Genomic DNA, 17,793 nt, shown 5'->3' with positions numbered 1-17,793 from the left:
CGTCATGCCGGTGCAACCCCCGCAGGACGGGCCCGGTCACGGGCACGGCCACGCCGCCGTGCGGCCTCGGGCGTACGGGAGGTCCTCGGTCCTCGCTTGGCGTCGGCCCGAACCGCGGTGAATGATGGTGGACGGGACCCTTGTGCATGTGTGGAACTCGTGGACGGGAGTCACGTCATGACGGACATCGTGTTTGCCAACGTCAGTAATCCGATCACTCCGGACATTTCCATCATTCACGATGACGATTCTTTTCGCGTTCAATGGTCTGCACGCAACATCAGCAACCATGACATCGCCGCCTTCGTCGACCGTCTGGTCATCCAGAGCATCCCGGAAGGATGCCCGGGATCCGACAGCGTCGATCACGACACCGTGTTCGACAGCGACGTGGACGGGGCCGCGAGCGACTTCTCCGAACCCGACCTGCCCGCCGGTACGGCGGGGCCGCTGATGAACCCCTCGGTGGGACCGTTCGCGGCCGGGGACTACCGGCTCACCGTCACCCTGGCCAACGATCTCGGCGTGGGATTCACCACGTTCGTGTGCATCAAGGTCGTGGCCCACGTCGCGGCGGGTGCCACAGCCGGGTGAGCGGCCGACCGAATCCGTGATCCGTGATCCGTGATCCGTGATCCGTGATCCGTGATCCGTGATCCGGGATCCGTGTCCGGGGCCGCGTGCACGTGTTGCCGACCCGTACGCGGACTGCCTCACCGGGACCGGCACCGGAACCGGCCACGGAACGTGGCGCTCGGCGGCGCGAAACGGACCGGACCAGCGGTGATCACAGCGGGTGGCCGCACTCCGCGTGTTCGCCCGCCGGGGACGCCGGATCCGGCCTCCCCGCAGGGGAGTTGGCGCGGCGTCGGCGGGCGGTGAGGCCTATGGTGGGAGAAAGGACCGGCATGCGCGCGGGCCGACGCCGTCTTCGGCTCGTGCCAGGGGCGCCGTGCGGTCGACGAACGGCGGCGTGCCGGCGGAAAGGGCACTCCGATGAACGGCGACAGCAAGGAACAGCGGGACCTCTCCCCGCACTCGTTCACGCCGAGACCGGGCTCCGAACCGTCGGGCGACAACCTGACCGTGCTGGTCGGTTACGTCGGCGCCGGGCCCACGGACGACCTCATCCGGCTCTACGCCGATGTGACCCTGGCGAGCTACTACGAGTTCGCCGCCGACGACGTGGTCCGCACCGCGTCGGTCGACCCGGGCAACGCCGACAGCCCCCGGCGGCTCTGGATCAGGGACGCCGCCCAGGTCCGCCTGGTGCGGGTCAACCAGGTGACCGGTCCGGCGGCGTTCCTCCAGGGGCGCCTGCGCAACCGGTTCGCCTCCCGGCTGGTGTCCCGGGCGATCCACCAGAAGGAGCCGGAGTCCGACCCGTTCTGGACGTGCCCCACCGAGATCTCGGTCACCGAGGCGACCACCGGCACCTGGCCGTGCTCGGGCACGGACGTCTGGCCCCAGTGCCCCGACTGCTGCTGAGCGGGATCGGCCAGGCCATGCAGGTGCCGGACGTTGCGCAGGTGCCCGACCGGGTCGCCCCCACGGCGCTGGGCACGGTCGACGAGCTGGTGGCAGCAGGGGTGTTGAGCGCGGACGAGGTCGTCGACACCGGCCTGGCCCTTGAGGTCGGCGCCCGACGCAACCGCAATCTGGTGATCACGCGGCCCGACGGCAGCGGATACTTCGTCAAGGTGCCCAACGAGCAGTCGCCCATGAGCCGGTCGACGCTGCGCTCCGAGATCGACTTCTACCGCGCCGCCACCGGGCGGGGCCACCCCTTCGACGCCCTGCTCGTACGGCTGGTGCACGCCGACCGGGAACGGCCCCTCCTGGTCCTGGAGTTCCGCCCCGAGCACCGTGGACTGGGCGACATCGTCCGGGAGCGCCCGGCCGGGGAGTTCCCCGTCTCGCTCTACCAGGAGACCGGCCGCCTGCTCGGCGAGCTCCACGCGGCCGGCCCGGACTGGACCGCGGCACCCACGGCACCACCCGAGGTGGCTCCGGTGACCGACTACGGCCGCCCCGACCCGTGGCTGCTGTGCACCGCCAGCCGCGGCACGCTGATGCTGGTGGAGATGGTCCAGAGTTCCTCCGAACTCAGCTCGGGGCTCACCGAGTTGGTGAGTCGCTGGCGGCCCGGAACCGTCGTCCACGGCGACGTTCGGGCCGCCAACGTGCTGGTCCGCCCCCGTGGGCCCCGTCCCGGCACCGCCCGCCCCGGCGCCGCCCGTGGCCGGGACATCCGGCTGGTGGACTGGGAGCTGTGGCACCTGGGCGACCCGGCCCAGGACCTGGCAGGGCTGGTCGAATCGGTCGTCCGGGCGGCCCTCGGTCCCGTCCTCGATCCCGCCCCCGCCGCACCGCCGTCCCGCCCGACCGGCACGGGCCCGCCCCCGACCGGACCGGGAGTCGCCGCCGCAGGCCTCGTCCTGCAGGTCACGTGCCGCGCCGTGTGGCGGGCGTACCTGTCGGTGCGCCCGTCGACGGTGACGGCGCAACGGGACCTGGCCGCCCGGACCGCGGCGTTCACCGCGGCCCGACTGGTCCAGACCCAGGTCGAGGAGGCCGGCCGCAGCGAGGCCGTGTCCGTCGGCGGCTGCGCGATGCTGGAGATCGCGGCCAACATCTTCACCGACCCGGACCGGGCGGCGACCGAGTTCCTGGCCCTCACATGACCACGGGCACCACGGTGGCGCTCCATCCGGACCTGACGGCGCTCACGCTGGCGGTCACCATCCCGGATGCGGAACGGGCCCACGTCGGTGGCACACCGGCCGGTCCGGGCCAGGCCGCGGAGCTGCCCGCGGGGCGGCCCCCCGGGCGGCCCCCGGGGCAGGGCGACCGGGTGGAGGACCTGGCCTCCGCGCTCTACTGGCGCTGCTACGTCCGGCCGAGCGGCCGGCTGGAGCCGGGGATCGTCGACGCCGACCTCGCCGGGCGGTTCGCCGCCGCCCTGAGCGCCGCCGTCCCGGACGACTGGGTGTGGGAGCGGGGCTGGCGGCTGGTCGGGGCGGGCCCGGACGGCCGGGTGCAGGTCCGGAGCAGCGGCGTCGTGTACTGGACGGCGCCCGCGCGGGTCCGCGCGCTCCCGGCCTCGGAACGCGGTGGCCCGGTCGATGCCGCGCCCGACGAACCCGCGCTGCCGGCCGTCGGTGACGCCTGTCTGGTCCTCGCCCCCCGCGTCCGGCGCAACCTCCTGACCGGCTTCCACACGGTGACCGGCTCCGACCCCGGAACGGCCGCGGACCAGGCCGCCGGACTGGTCCGCCTCTACTGGCACCTGCGGGACGGCGGCGCCCCCGCCCTGCTCGACGCCCTGCGCACCGGCCTCGACTCCGCGGCGGTCCCGTTCACGCTCAAGGTCCTGCGCGACCCCTCGCGGTACGCCCGGGCGGACGCCGGAGTCCTCTACCTCCCCCGGACCCGCTACCCCGAGGCGCTCCCCGTCCTCCGCAGCGTCCACCGGCGCCTGGCACCGGACCTGCGGGCCGACCCGCCGCTGCTCACCCTCCGCCTCGACCACGGACTGGGACTGGCCGAGGACCCGGGCCCGGGCACCAGCTTCGGCCGGCACCGCTGCCGGCTGGTGGCGGACGCACTGTGGCGGCTGTACGACGAGGACGGCCCGCAGGGCCCCACCCGCCCGGAGCGGGCAACCGCAGCCGTGGCAGCGGAGTTCCGGCGCCGCGGTCTCGACCCCCTCGCCCCCCACCTGGCCGCGAACTCACGCACCGGCTACGAGTGGCCCGGCCAGGGTCGCCGGCCCGGACCCCGCGGCCACCGGCCGGGACCGCCGGGCAGCGCCGGACCGTCGCCCAGCGCCGGACCGTCGTCCAGCGCGAGACCGTCGTCCAGCGCGAGACCGTCGCCCAGCGCAGGGCCACCAGGCAGCGCAGCGCCACCGCCCCGTACCGCCGACCCGGACGCCCTGCTCGCCACCGCCCGCCGCATCGGCCGGTCGATCTGCGCCGACGCCCGCTGGGAGTCCACCCGGACCCGCTGCACGTGGATCGCGCGCACCCTCACCGGCCGCGTCGGCCCGAACGCCTTCGCACCGCGGTCGGGCACGCTGGGCCCCGACCTCTACTCCGGCACCGCCGGCACCGCCCTGTTCCTGGCCGAACTCGCCGTCGGCACCGGCGAGGAGGAGTTCGCCCGCACCGCACACGGCGCGCTGGCCGCGGCCCTCGCCGCCGCACGACGCCCCACCCGCTCCACCCCGGCCCCACCCGGTCTGTACACCGGCCTGACGGGCGTGCTCCTGGCCGCCGCACGGATCCGACGACTGCTCGGCGACGCCCCCGGCACCGGTCCCGTCGAGCCGCTGCTCGACAGCCTCGTCGACGACCCGGACGGCGACGCCGAGGACGACCTGATGGCCGGGCGGGCCGGAGCCGTCCTCGGTCTCCTGCAACTCGCAGGGGCACCCGGCTGGCGCCAGCCGGGCCCGGCCCTCGCGCGGGCGGAATCACTCGGGTCCGCGCTCCTCGCCCACGTCACCGCGTCCGGGCCAGCCGGACGGAACCGGACGCCGGACACACCCCCGTGGACGGGCCTGTCCCACGGCGCGGCCGGTGTCTCGCTGGCCCTCATGGCGCTCGCCCGGAGCACCGGGGACCGTACCCTCCTGCGGGCCGCCCGCGACGGATTCGCCGCCGAGGACGGCCAGTTCGACCCCGCGGCCGGGAACTGGCCCGACCACCGGGAACGCCCCTACGACACCACCGGCGGCCCGGCGTTCATGGTGGCGTGGTGCAACGGCGCCCCCGGAATCGCCCTGACCCGCCTGCGCGCCGAGGAACTGGACCCCGAACGGCGCGCCGCCTACCGCCACTCCACCGAGGCCGCGTTGGCCACCACGCTGAGCACCCTGCAGCGACGGATCGCGCTCGTCGACTCGGACGCCACCCTCTGCCACGGCCTCGCGGGGCTGATCGACGTCCTGTGGACCGCCGGCCACCTCCTCGGCCGCCCGGACCTCCTCGCCGCAGCGCGCGACGCCGCGCTGCGCCTGGCCGGGCGTTCCCTCGACGAGCTGCGCTCCGGCTCGCCGGGCGGCGCCGACAGCCCGTCGCTCATGATCGGGTCCGCCGGGATCGGGCACCTCCTCCTGCGCGTCGCCGGTCCGGCGGCCGTACCGTCCGTCCTCCTCGGCCTCTGGGACACGGCTGCGGGCACGGGCACGGGCACGGCCACCGCCACCACCACGGCCACGCGCACGGTTCCGCGCGGCGGGAGCCGGCCGGGGGACGGCTGAGGAACAGGGCCGCGAGGCTACCGGGCCTTCGCCTTCGTGTAGGACGCGGCGCTGAGGGCCCAGGCGATGAGCGGGCCGTGCTCCTCCCGGGCGCGAAGCGGCTCCGGTACGGCAGCTCGGGCGGCAGGCGTTCGATCAGCGCGGGAAGCGCCTGCTCCATCGGCACATGCGTACTCGGGTGGGTGTGACCCTCTCCTCCGTCGGCCCGCTCTCCTCCGTCGGCCTGCTCCCCGGCCGACGGCGGCCGGGCCGATGCGCGACGCGCCGACGGCAGTGCGGCGGGACCGCCGTACCGGCCGTCAGCATGGCGGGTGTGAGGACTGCGCTGCGCTGTGTGGTTGCCCTGGTGCTGACCGCGGCCCCGGCCGGCCTGGTCGTCCCGCCCGCCGGGGCGGAGCCGGTCGGGGCCGGGGCCGCGTCCGGCTGGGCGGCGCTCGCGCCCGGGGTGGCGTACCGGGAGCTGACGGTGCGTACCACGCACGGCAGCGCGCGGGTGTACGCCGTGCGGGCCGACCTGCGCCGGCCGGGCGTGCGGGCGGACCTGCTCTTCCCGGGCGCGGTGGCCGCCCGTGCGCCGCTGACCGTACTGGCCGGCGCACGCCGGGCGGTGGCGGCGGTGAACGGGGACTTCTTCGACATCAGTGAGGACCAGCACCCGGGCGTCGAGGCCACCGGGGCGACCTCCGGGCCGGCCGTGTACCGGGGCCGGGCGTTGAAGGCGGCCGTCCCGGAGGCGCAGCGCTTCGGCTGGCAACCGCCGCCGGGTGACACGGCCGAGGACGTGCTCGGGGTCGGTGTGGACGGGGTGGCCCGCCTGGGCCGCCTGGTGCTGCAGGGCCGGCTGCGGGCCGCGGGCGGCGGTGCCTGGCCGCTGGGCGGGCTGAACCAGTACGCCCTCCCGGTCGGTTCGATCGGCGTGTTCACCTCCGACTGGGGCGCGGTCTCCCGGGCCCGCGCCGCATGCGGGAGCGACGAGTCGCGGAAGGCCCCCTGCACGTCGGACACCTGGGAGGTGACGGTCCGCCGGGGCCGGGTGGCGGCGGTCTCCGCGACCCCGGGGGCGGGCCCGATCCCTGCGGGGAGCACCGTGCTGCTCGGCCGCGAGGCGGGCGCCCGCGCGCTGGCGGGCCTGCCCGTCGGCACGCCGGTCGCCGTGGACTACCGGCTCGCGTCGAGCGGGCCGGTGCCCTTCCGCTTCGCGCTGGGCGCCCATCGGCTGCTGCGCGGCGGGGAGGCGCCGGCCGGGTTGGACGACACGGTCGCCGAGCCGCGCAGCGCGCTCGGCCTCGCGGAGGGCGGGCGGGTGCTGACGCTGTTGTCCACCGACGGACGCGAGGGCACCTCCACCGGCCTGACGCTGACCGAACTCGCCCGGACGGTGCGTGACCTCGGCTGCCCGGACGGCGCCTACCTGGACGGCGGCGCCTCCGCCACACTCGTCGCCCGCGACCGGGCCACCGGCGAGCTGACGGTGCGCAACCACCTCGACCACGGCCGGGAGCGCCCGATCCCCAACGCCCTGGGCATCCTCGCCGGGTAGCGCCGGGTAGCGCCGGGTCCTCCGGCCTCACCGCCCGCCGCTCGGGCTGCCGCTCGGGCCGTCGTCGTGCTGCCCACCGGCGTCCGGGTCGATCGATCGCCCCCTGCGGGATCCTTCGGGCGAGGTGTTCAGTTCTGATCGAATGGTCTATCTTGTGCTCATCTTCAAGCACCATCAAGCATCTTCATGCAACTTTGCGCAGGAGACTCGATGTCACACGTCGCCGCTGAGATCGCCAGCCAGCCCGCATGCTGGTCCCGGGCACTGGAGTCGAGGCCCGAAGGCCTCCCCGAACCCGGAGAGCGCGTCGCCGTCCTGGGGTGCGGTACCTCCCTCTACATGGCGCAGGCCTATGCCGAACTGCGCGAGGGTGCGGGCCTCGGCGAGACCGACGCCTTCGCCGCCTCCGCCTTCCCGGGGAGCCGCCGCTACGACCGGGTTCTCGCGATCACCCGCTCCGGCACCACGACCGAGGTGATCGACGCCCTCCGGCGGACGTCGCAGACCCCGACCGCGGCGATCACGGGCGACCCCGACACCCCCGTCACCGCTGCGGCCGACACCGTCGTGGACCTCTCGTTCGCCGACGAGAAGTCCGTCGTGCAGACCCGCTTCGCGACCACCACCCTGGCCCTGCTGCGCGGCCACCTCGGCCTCGCCGCAGCCGACCTGCCCGACCAGGCCCGCCGGGCCGTCGACCGGGAGCTGCCGGAAAGCGCTGTCACTGCCGAGCAGTTCACCTTCCTCGGCACCGGCTGGACGGTCGGCCTCGCCCACGAGGCGGCCCTCAAGCTTCGGGAGGCCTCGGGGAGTTGGACCGAGTCCTACCCGGCCATGGAGTACCGGCACGGCCCGGTCAGCATCAGCGCGCCCGGACGCGTCGTCTGGTTCTTCGGCGAGCCGCCCGCTGGCCTGCTCGACCAGGTCCGCGCCACGGGCGCGACCGTCATCGGCTCCGACCTCGACCCGCTCGCCGAGCTGATCCGCGCCCAGCGGCTCGCCGTCGCCCTGGCCGGCGCGCGGGGCCTGGACCCCGACCGGCCGCGCAACCTGACCCGCTCGATCATCCTCGCCCAGCCGTGACCGTCATCGCCCTCGACGTCGGCGGGACGGAACTCAAGGGTGCCGTCGTCGCCGACGACGGCACCGTGCTGCAGTCCGAGCGCTGGCTGACCCGGCCCGACCGCGGCCCGGGGGCCGTCATCGACACCGTCCTCGGCTGCGCCGCCGAGCTCGCCGACCTCGCCCGCCGCGCGGGCACACCGCCCAGGGCGGCCGGTCTCGCCGTTCCGGGCCTGGTCGACGAGGCCGCCGGGACGGTCCTGCGGGCGGTCAACGTCGACTGGCACGACGTCCCGATCCGGCAGTGGCTCGCCGAACACCTCGGCCTGCCCGTCGCGTTCGGCCACGACGTCCGCGCCGGCGGCCTGGCGGAGGCCCGCCTCGGCGCCGGCCGCGGCAGCGACTCCTTCCTGTTCGTCCCGGTCGGCACCGGCATCGCGGCCGCCGTCCTGCACCACGGCAGGCCCGTCACCGGCGCCCTCGGGGCGGCCGGCGAACTCGGCCACCTCGTCGTCCGGCCCGGCGGCGACCCCTGTGCCTGCGGCGGCCGGGGCTGCCTGGAGACCGTCGCCTCCGCCTCCGCCGTCGCCCGCCGGTACGCACGGCTCACGGGGCGCCGGGGGACCACCGCCGAGGAGGTGCACCGCCGTGCGCACGGCGGCGAGCGCGAGGCCGCACGGATCTGGGCGGAGACGGTCGACGCCCTGGCCGACGGCCTGGCCGCCGCCACCGTCCTGTTCGACCCCGAACGGATCGTCATCGGCGGAGGACTGGCCGCGGCCGGCGAGGACCTGCTCGGCCCGCTGCGCTCCTCGTTCGCCGAACGCCTGGCGTTCCGGCCGCCGCCCCGACTGTTGCGGGCCGAACTCGGCCACCGCGCGGGGAGTCTCGGCGCCGCCCTGCTCGCCCTCGACCTCGCACCCGGAGGCCCCCGGTGATCCTCACCGTCACGCTCAACCCGGCCGTCGACGTCACCTACCACCTCGACCGGGTGGCGCACCACGGCAGCAACCGCGTCGACGCGGTGGCCGAGCGGGCCGGCGGGAAGGGCGTCAACGTCGCCCGGGTGCTCGCCGCGCTCGGCCGCGACACCGTGGCCACCGGCCTCGCGGGCGGCGCCACCGGCGAGGCCCTGCGCGCCGACCTCGCCACTGCCGGACCGCGCGACGAGTTCGTCACGGTCGACGGGACGACCCGGCGCACCGTGGCGGTGGTCGAGGCCGCGGCCGGGGACGCGACCGTCTACCTGGAACCGGGGCCCGTCGTCAGCGCCGACGAGTGGGTCCGCTTCACCGCCCGGTACCGCCGGCTCCTGCGCACCGCCGAGGCCGTGGTGCTCTCCGGTTCGCTGCCCGCCGGCGTCCCCCCGGACGCCTACGGCACGCTGGTCGCCCTCGCCGCCGAGGCCGGTGTCCCGGCCGTCCTCGATGCGCAGGGCCCCGCCCTGCGCGCGGGGCTGGCCGCCGGCCCCGCGCTCGTCAAGCCCAACGCGGCCGAACTCGTGGCCACCGCGGGCCCGGTGACCCCGCTCACCGGTGCCCGGATGCTCCGCGCCGCCGGTGCCCGGGCCGTCGTCGTCTCCCTCGGCCCCGGCGGGCTGCTCGCCAGCACCCGGGACGGCGACTGGCGGGCCCGCCCACCGCAGCAGGTGCACGGCAACCCGACCGGCGCCGGGGACTCCGCCGTCGCGGCCCTCACCCTCGGCCTGGTCGCCGGCACGCCCTGGCCTGACCGACTCGCCCAGGCGGTCGCCCTGTCCGCGGCCACCGTCCTCGCCCCGCTCGCCGGCAGCTTCGATCCGGCCGACCACCGACGGCTGCTCCCGCTGGTCACGGTGCGGCCCGTGTACCCGCCGAGCACGCCCCCGCCCCCGCTTCCCCCCTCCCCCCAAGGAGAGCCATGCCCCTCGTAGCCACCGGCTCGATCGTCGAGCCCGCCACCCGCGGCCGACACGGAGTCGGCGCCTTCAACGTCATCCAGCTCGAACACGCCGAGGCGATCGTGGCCGGCGCGGAGCGGGCCGGAGCGCCGGTCATCCTGCAGATCAGCGAGAACGCCGTCCGCTACCACGGCGCGCTGGCCCCGATCGGCCGGGCCACGCTGGCCGTGGCCCGGGCCGCCGACGTGCCGGTGGCGGTCCACCTCGACCACGTGACCTCCGCCGACCTGGTCCGCGAGGGCGTCGAACTCGGCTTCACCTCCGTCATGTTCGACGCCTCGACGCTCGACTACGAGGCCAACGTCCGGGCGACCGCCGACGTCGTGTCCCGCTGTCACGCGGAGGGCGTGTGGGTCGAGGCCGAACTCGGCGAGGTCGGTGGCAAGGACGGCGTCCACGCCGCCGGGGCCCGTACAGACCCGGGCGAGGCGGCCGCCTTCGTGGCGAGCACCGGCGTGGACGCGCTCGCCGTCGCGGTCGGCAGCTCGCACGCCATGCTCACCCGCGACGCCGTCCTCGACCTTGAGCTCATCGCCTCCCTCGACAGCGCCGTCCCCGTGCCCCTGGTGCTCCACGGCTCCTCCGGAGTCGCCGACGACCACCTGGCCGCCGCCGTCGAACACGGCATGACGAAGGTCAACATAGCCACCCACCTCAACAAGGCGTTCACCACCGCCGTACGGGCCTGCCTCGACGGCCGCCCTGACCTGGTGGACACCCGCCACTACCTGGGCGCCGGCCGCGCCTCCGTCGCCGCCGAGGTCGCCCGCCTGCTCGGCGTGCTCCGGGCTTCCTGAGCGGAGCGGCGCGAGCCGCGCGCCGCCGTGCGTCGCTGTGCGGCCCCCGAGGGGAAGGAGGAGGTCCCGGCCGGCGCTCGGGAGCCGACGGCCCGGGGCGCGCGGAGCGAACGGCCGGGGACGCGCGGTGCGGTCGGCCGACGTCCGGAAGGCCGTTGGAGTGACTGGAGCGTCACCTTCGGAGGCTGGGGGCGCAAGGTGTGGTGCGATGCCCACGTGAGATCCGGGGGCCGGGCTCGGGACGCGACGCCCGCCCCGGGGCCGTGGACCACGGAAGGGAACCCCCATGCTGCTCCGCGCGCTGGCCGCCACCGGTGTCGCCGCATCATTGTTCGGCTCGTCGGGCCTGGGCGGCAGCCCGCACCCGCCGCCGGTCCCGATCGTCATCGACAGCGTGACGGCCAACGGCTCCGGCTGCCCGACGGGGACGGCCGCCGTGAGCGTGTCCCCCGACAACACCGCCTTCACCGTCACCTACAGCAAGTACCTCGCCCAGGTGGGGCCCGGGTCGTCGCCGACCGACTACCGGAAGAACTGTCAGCTCAGCCTCGTCGTGCACGTCCCGGGCGGCTACACCTACGCGGTCGTGTCCGCCAGTTACCGCGGCTTCGCGTCACTGGCGCCGGGCGCGTCCGGGATCCAGCGGGCCGGCTACCACTTCCAGGGCAGCAACCGCACCACCAACTCGACCCACCGTTTCGACGGCGGGTTCAACGACGACTGGGAGGTGACCGACAGCGTGGACGTCCGCGCCCGCGTCTTCGCCCCCTGCGGAGCCGAACGCAACCTCGACATCAACACCGAACTGCAGGTCGATCAGGGCACGTCGAGCCCGAGCGCCACCAGCTTCATGGAGATGGACTCGACGGACGGCAGCATCACGTCCGTGTACCACCTGGCCTGGAAGCGGTGCCGGTGAGCTCCTGACGCTGCGTTCCCCGCTGACGGCCGCCCTGCCGGACCCGTGGTCCCGGCAGGGCGGCCGTCGCGGTACGAACGGCAGCTGTTCGGCGGCCGGCGTCAGGTGTCGGTTGCCGCGGTCGAGGCCGATGGCGGGTTACCCACTGGCATGCGGTCGGCGGCGCCCGGCAGGATGCCGCCATGACGACGAGCGGGGCCCCCGGGACGGCGGCCGAGGCGGTGCGGGAACTGCGCGGGATCGCCCACTGGTGGGTCGACGGCCGGCACGCCGAGCCGGAGTTCCTGATGCAGGCCGCGCTCCGCGCCCTGGCCGCCGGCGTGGACACCCCGTCGCTGTGGCTCCTCGCCTGGCTGCTCAGCGGTGAGGAGGACCAGGCCCCGGACCTGTTCGGCCGGGTGATGGACGAGCTCGGGTTCGGCCTCCACCCGCTCGGGGAGCACGAGGACTACTGGCAGGGCCGGCTGGCTCTCGCCCGCTGGTGGGCCGCCGAGATCGTCGGGGGGTGGCTCGACCCCCACGAGGGGGCCGTGCTCATCATCGAGAACGTCGCCGAGGCCTACGGGGCGTGCGAGGAGCTGGCGCCGATGGTCGACGCGGTGGTGACGTACACGACCCAGGGCCGGCCGCAGCTGCCCCCGGACGAGATCACCGCGCACCTGACCCGGGCCGCCGGTGAACTCCTGGTCCGCATCCCGCCCCCGCCCGGTCTGCTCTGAGGTCAGGGCCCGGAACCCGGCGAAGCGACCGAAGCGACCGAAGCGACCGAAGCATCGGGGCCGTCCAACGGTACGCTCCGTGGCCGACCGCCGGTGAGCAGCGCACCGCGGGACCGCTCCCGTACGGTCCTGCCCTCGCGGGGTGGTGCGGGTGCATGGCAGCCTGGAGGTGGAGTCTCCGGGCAGGTCGCCCGTGCGGGTGACACGGTGCTTTCGAAGGAGTCCGTGCCATGGCTGGTAGCACCACGGGCAGTGGCAGTGGCAGTGGCAGTGGCAGTGGCAGTAGTGGCGGCACGGTCGAGCGTGCGTTCGCCGGCGGGCTGACCACGTTCGCCGGGATCATGCTGATCTTCGGCGGCATCATGGCGGTGTTCCAGGGGATCGCCGGCATCGCGCGCGACGACCTGGTCGTGGTCACCAAGGACTACACGTTCTCGATGAACAGCACGGGCTGGGGATGGATCGACCTGGCCCTCGGCGTCGTCCTCGTCCTGGCCGGGACGGCGCTCGTCGGGGGCGGGAGTGCCGTGTGGGCGCGGGTCGTGGGTGTCATCGCGTCCGGGCTCGCGATGATCGCCAACTTCGTCTGGCTCCCCCACTACCCGTTCTGGGCGATCGTTCTGATCGCGATCAACGCCTTCGTCATCTGGGCGCTGTGCGTCGGGACGACCAGAAGACTGAGCTGAGCTGACAGCCCACCGGCCCGGCCCACCGTGCACCGCGGCCGCCCCGCCGCCGACCGCCCCCGCCGCCGGTCGATCGAGGTCAGAGCGGCGAGAGGAGGCAGAACTCGTTGCCCTCCGGGTCGGCCAGGACCGTCCAGGAGATCGCGGACCGGTCGACGCCGGGGTCGGTGGCACCCAGGGCGAGCAGCCGCGCCTCCTCCGCGGCCGGGTCGTCACCGCGGTAGGGGCGGACGTCGAGGTGGACGCGGTTCCACCCGCTCTTGGTGTCGGGGGTACGGAGGAACTCCAGGTAGGGGCCGACGCCCAGGGCGGAACGCATGGTCGCGTGGTCGTCGGTGACCTCGTGCAGCGTCCAGTCCATCGCCTCGCCCCAGAACCCGGCCATCGCCCGCGGGTCGGCGCAGTCCACCACCACCGCGGCGATCGGCCCGGTGTCCTGGTGGACCGGCCGGGGATCCAGGACGCAGAACTCGTTGCCCTCCGGGTCCGCCATGACCGTCCAGGGGACGTCGCCCTGACCGATGTCGGCGGGCCGCGCACCGAGCTCCGTCAGGCGTGCGACCAGCTCCGCCTGGTGCGCGGCCGAGGTGGTGGCCAGGTCGATGTGGACCCGGTTCTTGACCGTCTTGGGTTCCGGGTGGGCGATGATGTCGATGCAGACGGCCACCGGGTCGGGGTAGGCGAAGCCCACGGGTTCGAGGTTGGTCACGCCGGGTGCCTCGCTGTCGATGCCCCAGCCGAGCGCCTCCGCCCAGAACCGGCCGAGCGCAGCGTCGTCCTGGGCCTTCATGTTGATCTGTACGAGTCGGGTCGCCATGCCCAAGATCATATGACCCGCCGTCGGCCCAGGGGGCGGTCACGGCCGGAAGAGCCTCAGCCGGCCCGGTCCTCGGGCCCGGGCGCCGGTCAGGCGTCGAGCACCTGGCCGTGCCGCTTGACGACCGGGCCCTCCGTCGACCACGGGAACTCGATCCAGTCGTCCGTCCGCTTCCACACGTACTCGCACTGCACGAGGGAGTGCGACTTCTCGTAGATGACGGCGGACCGCACCTCGGCGACGTGGTCGAGGCAGAAGTCGTGCACCAGCTTCAGCGTCTTGCCCGTGTCGGCGACGTCGTCGGCGATCAGGACCTTCTTGCTGGTGAAGTCGACCGCCTGGGGGACGGGCGCCAACATGACCGGCATGTCGAGGGTGGTGCCCACGCCCGTGTAGAACTCGACGTTCACGAGGTGGACGTTCTTGCAGTCCAGCGCGTACGCCAGACCGCCCGCCACGAACACCCCGCCGCGGGCGATGCTCAGGATGAGGTCGGGCTCGTACCCGTCGGCGGCGATCGTCTGCGCGAGTTCGCGCACCGCCCGGCCGAAGGTCTGGTAGTCCAGGGTCTCGCGCACGTCAGTCACAGTGTCCAGTGTCCTCGGCAGGTGGTCGGGCGGCGAGCTGCGGCGCGCCGAGCCGAGGTCACAGCGGGACACCCGCCGGCCCCGCGGCCTTCCGGAGGAGGCCTTGATCGAGACACACGGCCTCGCGTCGATGACGGACGGGGGCTGATCCGGTGGACCGCGGCCACTGAGCAGGCCGTTCACGCCGGTGACCGCCTGAACGCCCGTACGGCGGCGGGCCCTCCGGCGGCCGGCCGCGCCCCTGCCCCGGCCGGGGCGCGGCCACCGGCTCAGGGCGCGGTGGCCTCCCAGGCCGCCGCGATCATCCGGAAGACCTCGTCCACCGTGGCCCCGGGATCGTCCGCCTGGCAGGCCAGCGCGTAGGCGTCGATGGCGAACCGCGCGGTCGCCCGGCAGGCCGTCGCACTGCGGGACAGGTGGGGATCGGCGGCCAGCGCCGCTGCCAGCGCCTGCGCGTGCCGCAGACCCATCGACTCCTCGTACTCCCGCAGGGCGGGCGATCCCTCGATCATGCGCCGGACCGGGGCGCTGCCCTCCGCGGTGCAGTGACCCACCAGGGCCCGGACTTCGCGGTGCAGCGCCTCGATGAGCGGATCGTGCGGGCCGCGGTCGGTGACGGCCCGCGTGAGGCGCCGCTCGAAGTCCTGGTCGCGTTCGAACACCAGGGCCTCCTTCGAGGCGAAGTGGGCGAAGACCGTGGTGACGGCCACATCGGCCTCGGCCGCCACGTCACGGATGCCCACGGCGTCGTACCCGCGTTCCAGGAAGAGCTGCAGCGCGGTGTCGGCGATCTTCCGGCGGGTCGCGGCCTTCTTGCGTTCCCGGCGTCCGGGCGGCTCGGTCATGCCGTGACACTACCAGGTACGAATCACTAACCGTTGCGAAACACTATCCGTTAGGGCTATTTTCGGCTGCATGAGGAAAATCAGCTTCGCCGAGTTCGGCGGTCCCGAGGTCCTGCACCTGGTGGAAGCCGAGGAGCCCCACGCGGGCCGCGGCCGGATACGCATCGCCGTACGGGCGGCCGGGGTGAACCCCGTCGACTGGAGGATCCGGGAGGGCCAGGTCCTGGGAGCCCATCCGGTCACGCTGCCCGCCGGGGTCGGGCTGGACGCCGCCGGCCTGGTGGACGAGGTCGGCGAGGGCGTCGAAGGGGTCGAGATCGGCGACCGCGTGTTCGGCGAAGGCACCGACACGTACGCCGAGTTCGCCGTGCTGTCCGCCTGGGCCCGCATGCCCGCAGGACTGACCTTCGAGGAGGCGGCCGGGTACCCGTCAGTGGTGGAGACCGCGCTGCGCGTCATCCGCGAGGTCGGCGTGCGGCCCGGGCAGACGCTGCTGGTCAGCGGCGCGTCCGGCGGCGTCGGCTCAGCGGTGCTGCAGATCGCCCGCGAGCGCGGCATCACGGTCATCGGCACGGCCGGGGCCGCGAACCAGGACTACCTGCGCGGCCTGGGCGCGCTCGCCACGACTTACGGCGAAGGCTGGGCCGAACGGGTGCGACACCTGGGCCGGGTCGACGCGGCCCTCGACCTGGCCGGCTCGGGCGTGATCCCCGAACTCGTCCAACTGACCGGGGACCCGCGCAAGGTCGTCTCCATCGCCGACCTCGGCGCCCCGCAGCTGGGCGTCCGCTTCTCCGGCGCGGCCGGGAGCGTACCGGACGCGCTCGCCGAGGCCGTCGACCTCATCTCCCGGGGCAGGCTCCACATCCCGGTCGAGAAGTCCTACCCGCTCACCGAGGCCGCCGCGGCGCACGCCGACAGCCGGGCCGGCCACACCCGCGGGCGCCGGGTCCTGGTCATCTGAGCCCCCGCCCGCCCGGTGCCCCCGCAGCGCCCCGGGGCATGACCGGCCCCGGGGCGCCGCGCTGCGCCCGCCGGCTCCCGCGCCGCGCCCGCCCGCTCGCGGGCCTCAGCGCTGCTCCTCCGGGCGGCCCGGGACCTCCCAGCGGGTGTGGAAGGTCCCGTCCCGGTCGACCCGGTGGTAGGTGTGCGCGCCGAAGAAGTCCCGCTGGCCCTGCACCAGCGCGGCCGGCAGGCGCCCCGCCCGCAGGCCGTCGTAGTAGGCGAGCGCGGTGGCGAAACCGGGTGCGGGCACCCCCAGCTGGACGGCCGCCGAGACGACCCGCCGCCAGGCCGACTGCGCGGAGCCGAGCGCCTCCTGGAAGTGCGCGTCGGTCAGCAGCGTGGGGCGCTCCCGGTCGGCCTCGTACGCAGCCCTGATCCGGTCCAGGAACCGGGCCCTGATGATGCAGCCGCCGCGCCAGATCGTGGCCATCGCGCCGGGGTCGATGTCCCAGGAGTACTCCGCACTGCCGGCCTGGATCTGATTGAAGCCCTGGGCGTAGGCCACCATCTTCGAGGCGTACAGGGCCTGTTCGACGTCCTCCGCGAACCGGTCCGCCGCCGCGCTGTCGAGCCAGGTCTCGGTGGGGCCGGGCAGGCTCCGGCCGGCCCGGCGCAGCGGCACGCTGCCGGACAGCGCGCGGGCGAAGACCGCCTCGGCGATCCCGCTCACGGGCACGCCGAGGTCCAGCGCGCTCTGGACCGTCCAGCGGCCGGTGCCCTTCTGCTCGGCCTGGTCGAGCACCACGTCGACGAACGGCTTGCCGCTCGCCGCGTCGGTGTGGGCGAGGATCTCGGCGGTGATCTCGATCAGGTAGGACTCCAGGCGTCCGCCGTTCCAGGCCCGGAAGACGTCGGCGATCGCGGCGGGCTGCAGTCCGGCTCCGTGCCGCAGCAGGTCGTACGCCTCGGCGATGAGCTGCATGTCGGCGTATTCGATCCCGTTGTGGACCATCTTGACGAAGTGGCCGGCGCCGTCCGGCCCGACGTGGGTGCAGCAGGGCTTGCCGTCGACCTCGGCCGCGATGTCCTCCAGCAGCGGCCCCACGAGCCGGTAGGCCTCCGGCGTGCCGCCGGGCATGATGCTCGGGCCCTCCAGCGCACCCTGCTCGCCGCCGGAGATCCCGCTGCCCACGAAGTGCAGTCCGCGTTCCCGCAGGGCCGCCTCGCGCCTCCGGGTGTCGGGGAAGTGCGCGTTCCCGCCGTCCACCAGCACGTCGCCCGCGTCGAGCAGCGGCACCAGTTCGTCGATGACGGCGTCGGTCGGCGCCCCGGCCTTGACCATGATCACGATCAGCCGGGGGCGTTCCAGGGCCGTGACGAACGCCTCCGTGGTCTCGGCGCCCACGAAGTCGCCCTCGTGCCCGAACTCCTCCAGCAGTGCCGCGGTCCGCGCCCACGTGCGGTTGTGCACGGCCACGCGGTGCCCGTGGCGGGCGAAGTTCCGGGCCAGGTTACGGCCCATCACGGCCAGGCCGGTGACGCCGATCCGGGCCGGTGCCTGTGCGGTCATGGCGGGCCTTAAGAATGTTGGGCGGTCCGGGAGGACCGGGTGTGGCTGATGGCGTGGTTGCCCTTGATGGCTCCAGGAGAATGGCCGCCCGGTCCTCCGGG

At 74.6% G+C, this 17,793-nt stretch carries 17 protein-coding genes; 13 read left to right on the top strand and 4 right to left on the bottom strand.

Annotation, left to right across the window (positions count from 1 at the left end; translation table 11 throughout):
- Nucleotides 1-177 precede the first annotated feature (177 nt).
- The 12 genes from ACZ7KX_RS28970 (at nucleotide 178) to ACZ7KX_RS28915 (ending at nucleotide 12,928) form a co-directional block, all read left to right on the top strand.
- The gene (locus tag ACZ7KX_RS28970; protein WP_470329021.1) at nucleotides 178-594 is read left to right on the top strand and encodes a hypothetical protein; all 417 of its coding nucleotides are present in this window, start codon (nucleotides 178-180) and stop codon (nucleotides 592-594) included.
- Nucleotides 595-996: 402 nt separating this feature from the next.
- Nucleotides 997-1,488, top strand: a complete 492-nt coding sequence (locus ACZ7KX_RS28965) for a hypothetical protein (RefSeq protein ID WP_470329020.1) — start codon at nucleotides 997-999, stop codon at nucleotides 1,486-1,488.
- The gene (locus ACZ7KX_RS28960) at nucleotides 1,470-2,684 is read left to right on the top strand and encodes a phosphotransferase (RefSeq protein ID WP_470329019.1); all 1,215 of its coding nucleotides are present in this window, start codon (nucleotides 1,470-1,472) and stop codon (nucleotides 2,682-2,684) included. Before ACZ7KX_RS28965 ends, ACZ7KX_RS28960 begins: the two co-directional genes overlap by 19 nt.
- Complete coding sequence (locus tag ACZ7KX_RS28955) at nucleotides 2,681-5,266, top strand: lanthionine synthetase LanC family protein (RefSeq protein ID WP_470329018.1); 2,586 nt, start codon at nucleotides 2,681-2,683, stop codon at nucleotides 5,264-5,266. Before ACZ7KX_RS28960 ends, ACZ7KX_RS28955 begins: the two co-directional genes overlap by 4 nt.
- Before the next feature lie 304 nt (nucleotides 5,267-5,570).
- Entirely contained in the window at nucleotides 5,571-6,806 is a 1,236-nt protein-coding gene (locus tag ACZ7KX_RS28950; RefSeq protein WP_470329017.1) for a phosphodiester glycosidase family protein, read from the top strand.
- 210 nt (nucleotides 6,807-7,016) lie between these two features.
- Entirely contained in the window at nucleotides 7,017-7,889 is an 873-nt protein-coding gene (locus ACZ7KX_RS28945) for an SIS domain-containing protein (protein WP_470329016.1), read from the top strand.
- Nucleotides 7,886-8,806, top strand: a complete 921-nt coding sequence (locus ACZ7KX_RS28940; protein ID WP_470329015.1) for an ROK family protein — start codon at nucleotides 7,886-7,888, stop codon at nucleotides 8,804-8,806. Before ACZ7KX_RS28945 ends, ACZ7KX_RS28940 begins: the two co-directional genes overlap by 4 nt.
- Nucleotides 8,803-9,780, top strand: a complete 978-nt coding sequence (locus ACZ7KX_RS28935; protein WP_470329014.1) for a 1-phosphofructokinase family hexose kinase — start codon at nucleotides 8,803-8,805, stop codon at nucleotides 9,778-9,780. The genes ACZ7KX_RS28940 and ACZ7KX_RS28935 overlap by 4 nt, the downstream gene beginning before the upstream one ends.
- Nucleotides 9,768-10,604, top strand: coding sequence for a class II fructose-bisphosphate aldolase (locus ACZ7KX_RS28930; RefSeq protein WP_470329013.1), 837 nt, complete (start codon nucleotides 9,768-9,770; stop codon nucleotides 10,602-10,604). The genes ACZ7KX_RS28935 and ACZ7KX_RS28930 overlap by 13 nt, the downstream gene beginning before the upstream one ends.
- Nucleotides 10,605-10,893: 289 nt before the next feature.
- Nucleotides 10,894-11,523 carry a DUF4360 domain-containing protein gene (locus ACZ7KX_RS28925; protein WP_470329149.1) on the top strand — a complete coding sequence of 210 codons (630 nt, stop codon included), beginning with the start codon at nucleotides 10,894-10,896 and terminating at the stop codon, nucleotides 11,521-11,523.
- 182 nt (nucleotides 11,524-11,705) lie between these two features.
- Entirely contained in the window at nucleotides 11,706-12,242 is a 537-nt protein-coding gene (locus ACZ7KX_RS28920) for a hypothetical protein (RefSeq protein ID WP_470329012.1), read from the top strand.
- Between the two features lie 230 nt (nucleotides 12,243-12,472).
- Nucleotides 12,473-12,928, top strand: coding sequence for a DUF7144 family membrane protein (locus ACZ7KX_RS28915; protein ID WP_470329011.1), 456 nt, complete (start codon nucleotides 12,473-12,475; stop codon nucleotides 12,926-12,928).
- A gap of 79 nt (nucleotides 12,929-13,007) precedes the next feature.
- Here ACZ7KX_RS28915 and ACZ7KX_RS28910 read toward each other — a convergent pair whose 3' ends face one another.
- From ACZ7KX_RS28910 to ACZ7KX_RS28900, 3 genes are all read right to left on the bottom strand, one after another.
- Entirely contained in the window at nucleotides 13,008-13,745 is a 738-nt protein-coding gene (locus tag ACZ7KX_RS28910; RefSeq protein WP_470329010.1) for a VOC family protein, read from the bottom strand.
- 89 nt (nucleotides 13,746-13,834) lie between these two features.
- Entirely contained in the window at nucleotides 13,835-14,332 is a 498-nt protein-coding gene (locus tag ACZ7KX_RS28905) for a phosphoribosyltransferase (RefSeq protein WP_350526097.1), read from the bottom strand.
- Between the two features lie 269 nt (nucleotides 14,333-14,601).
- Complete coding sequence (locus tag ACZ7KX_RS28900; protein ID WP_470329009.1) at nucleotides 14,602-15,177, bottom strand: TetR/AcrR family transcriptional regulator; 576 nt, start codon at nucleotides 15,175-15,177, stop codon at nucleotides 14,602-14,604.
- A 70-nt stretch (nucleotides 15,178-15,247) separates the two neighbouring features.
- Between ACZ7KX_RS28900 and ACZ7KX_RS28895 the strand changes: the two genes are divergently transcribed.
- Entirely contained in the window at nucleotides 15,248-16,141 is an 894-nt protein-coding gene (locus ACZ7KX_RS28895) for an NADP-dependent oxidoreductase (RefSeq protein WP_470329008.1), read from the top strand.
- A gap of 105 nt (nucleotides 16,142-16,246) precedes the next feature.
- Here the strand turns inward: ACZ7KX_RS28895 and gndA are convergent, their stop codons facing one another.
- Nucleotides 16,247-17,692 carry an NADP-dependent phosphogluconate dehydrogenase gene (gene gndA / locus ACZ7KX_RS28890; protein WP_470329007.1) on the bottom strand — a complete coding sequence of 482 codons (1,446 nt, stop codon included), beginning with the start codon at nucleotides 17,690-17,692 and terminating at the stop codon, nucleotides 16,247-16,249.
- Between the last annotated feature and the right edge of the window lie 101 nt (nucleotides 17,693-17,793).

It is taken from the genome of Kitasatospora sp. NPDC038210 (genome assembly GCF_055600605.1).
This window is presented reverse-complemented; position numbering and strand designations above follow the sequence as displayed.

Bases quoted from the DNA above. Each gene is read 5' to 3' on its own strand.
- ACZ7KX_RS28900 (WP_470329009.1), bottom strand. From the start codon at position 15,177: ATGACCGAGCCGCCCGGACGCCGGGAACGCAAGAAGGCCGCGACCCGC.
- ACZ7KX_RS28920 (WP_470329012.1), top strand. From the start codon at position 11,706: ATGACGACGAGCGGGGCCCCCGGGACGGCGGCCGAGGCGGTGCGGGAA.
- ACZ7KX_RS28895 (WP_470329008.1), top strand. From the start codon at position 15,248: ATGAGGAAAATCAGCTTCGCCGAGTTCGGCGGTCCCGAGGTCCTGCAC.
- ACZ7KX_RS28930 (WP_470329013.1), top strand. From the start codon at position 9,768: ATGCCCCTCGTAGCCACCGGCTCGATCGTCGAGCCCGCCACCCGCGGC.
- gndA (WP_470329007.1), bottom strand. From the start codon at position 17,692: ATGACCGCACAGGCACCGGCCCGGATCGGCGTCACCGGCCTGGCCGTG.
- ACZ7KX_RS28910 (WP_470329010.1), bottom strand. From the start codon at position 13,745: ATGGCGACCCGACTCGTACAGATCAACATGAAGGCCCAGGACGACGCT.
- ACZ7KX_RS28965 (WP_470329020.1), top strand. From the start codon at position 997: ATGAACGGCGACAGCAAGGAACAGCGGGACCTCTCCCCGCACTCGTTC.
- ACZ7KX_RS28915 (WP_470329011.1), top strand. From the start codon at position 12,473: ATGGCTGGTAGCACCACGGGCAGTGGCAGTGGCAGTGGCAGTGGCAGT.
- ACZ7KX_RS28970 (WP_470329021.1), top strand. From the start codon at position 178: ATGACGGACATCGTGTTTGCCAACGTCAGTAATCCGATCACTCCGGAC.
- ACZ7KX_RS28950 (WP_470329017.1), top strand. From the start codon at position 5,571: ATGGCGGGTGTGAGGACTGCGCTGCGCTGTGTGGTTGCCCTGGTGCTG.
- ACZ7KX_RS28955 (WP_470329018.1), top strand. From the start codon at position 2,681: ATGACCACGGGCACCACGGTGGCGCTCCATCCGGACCTGACGGCGCTC.
- ACZ7KX_RS28945 (WP_470329016.1), top strand. From the start codon at position 7,017: ATGTCACACGTCGCCGCTGAGATCGCCAGCCAGCCCGCATGCTGGTCC.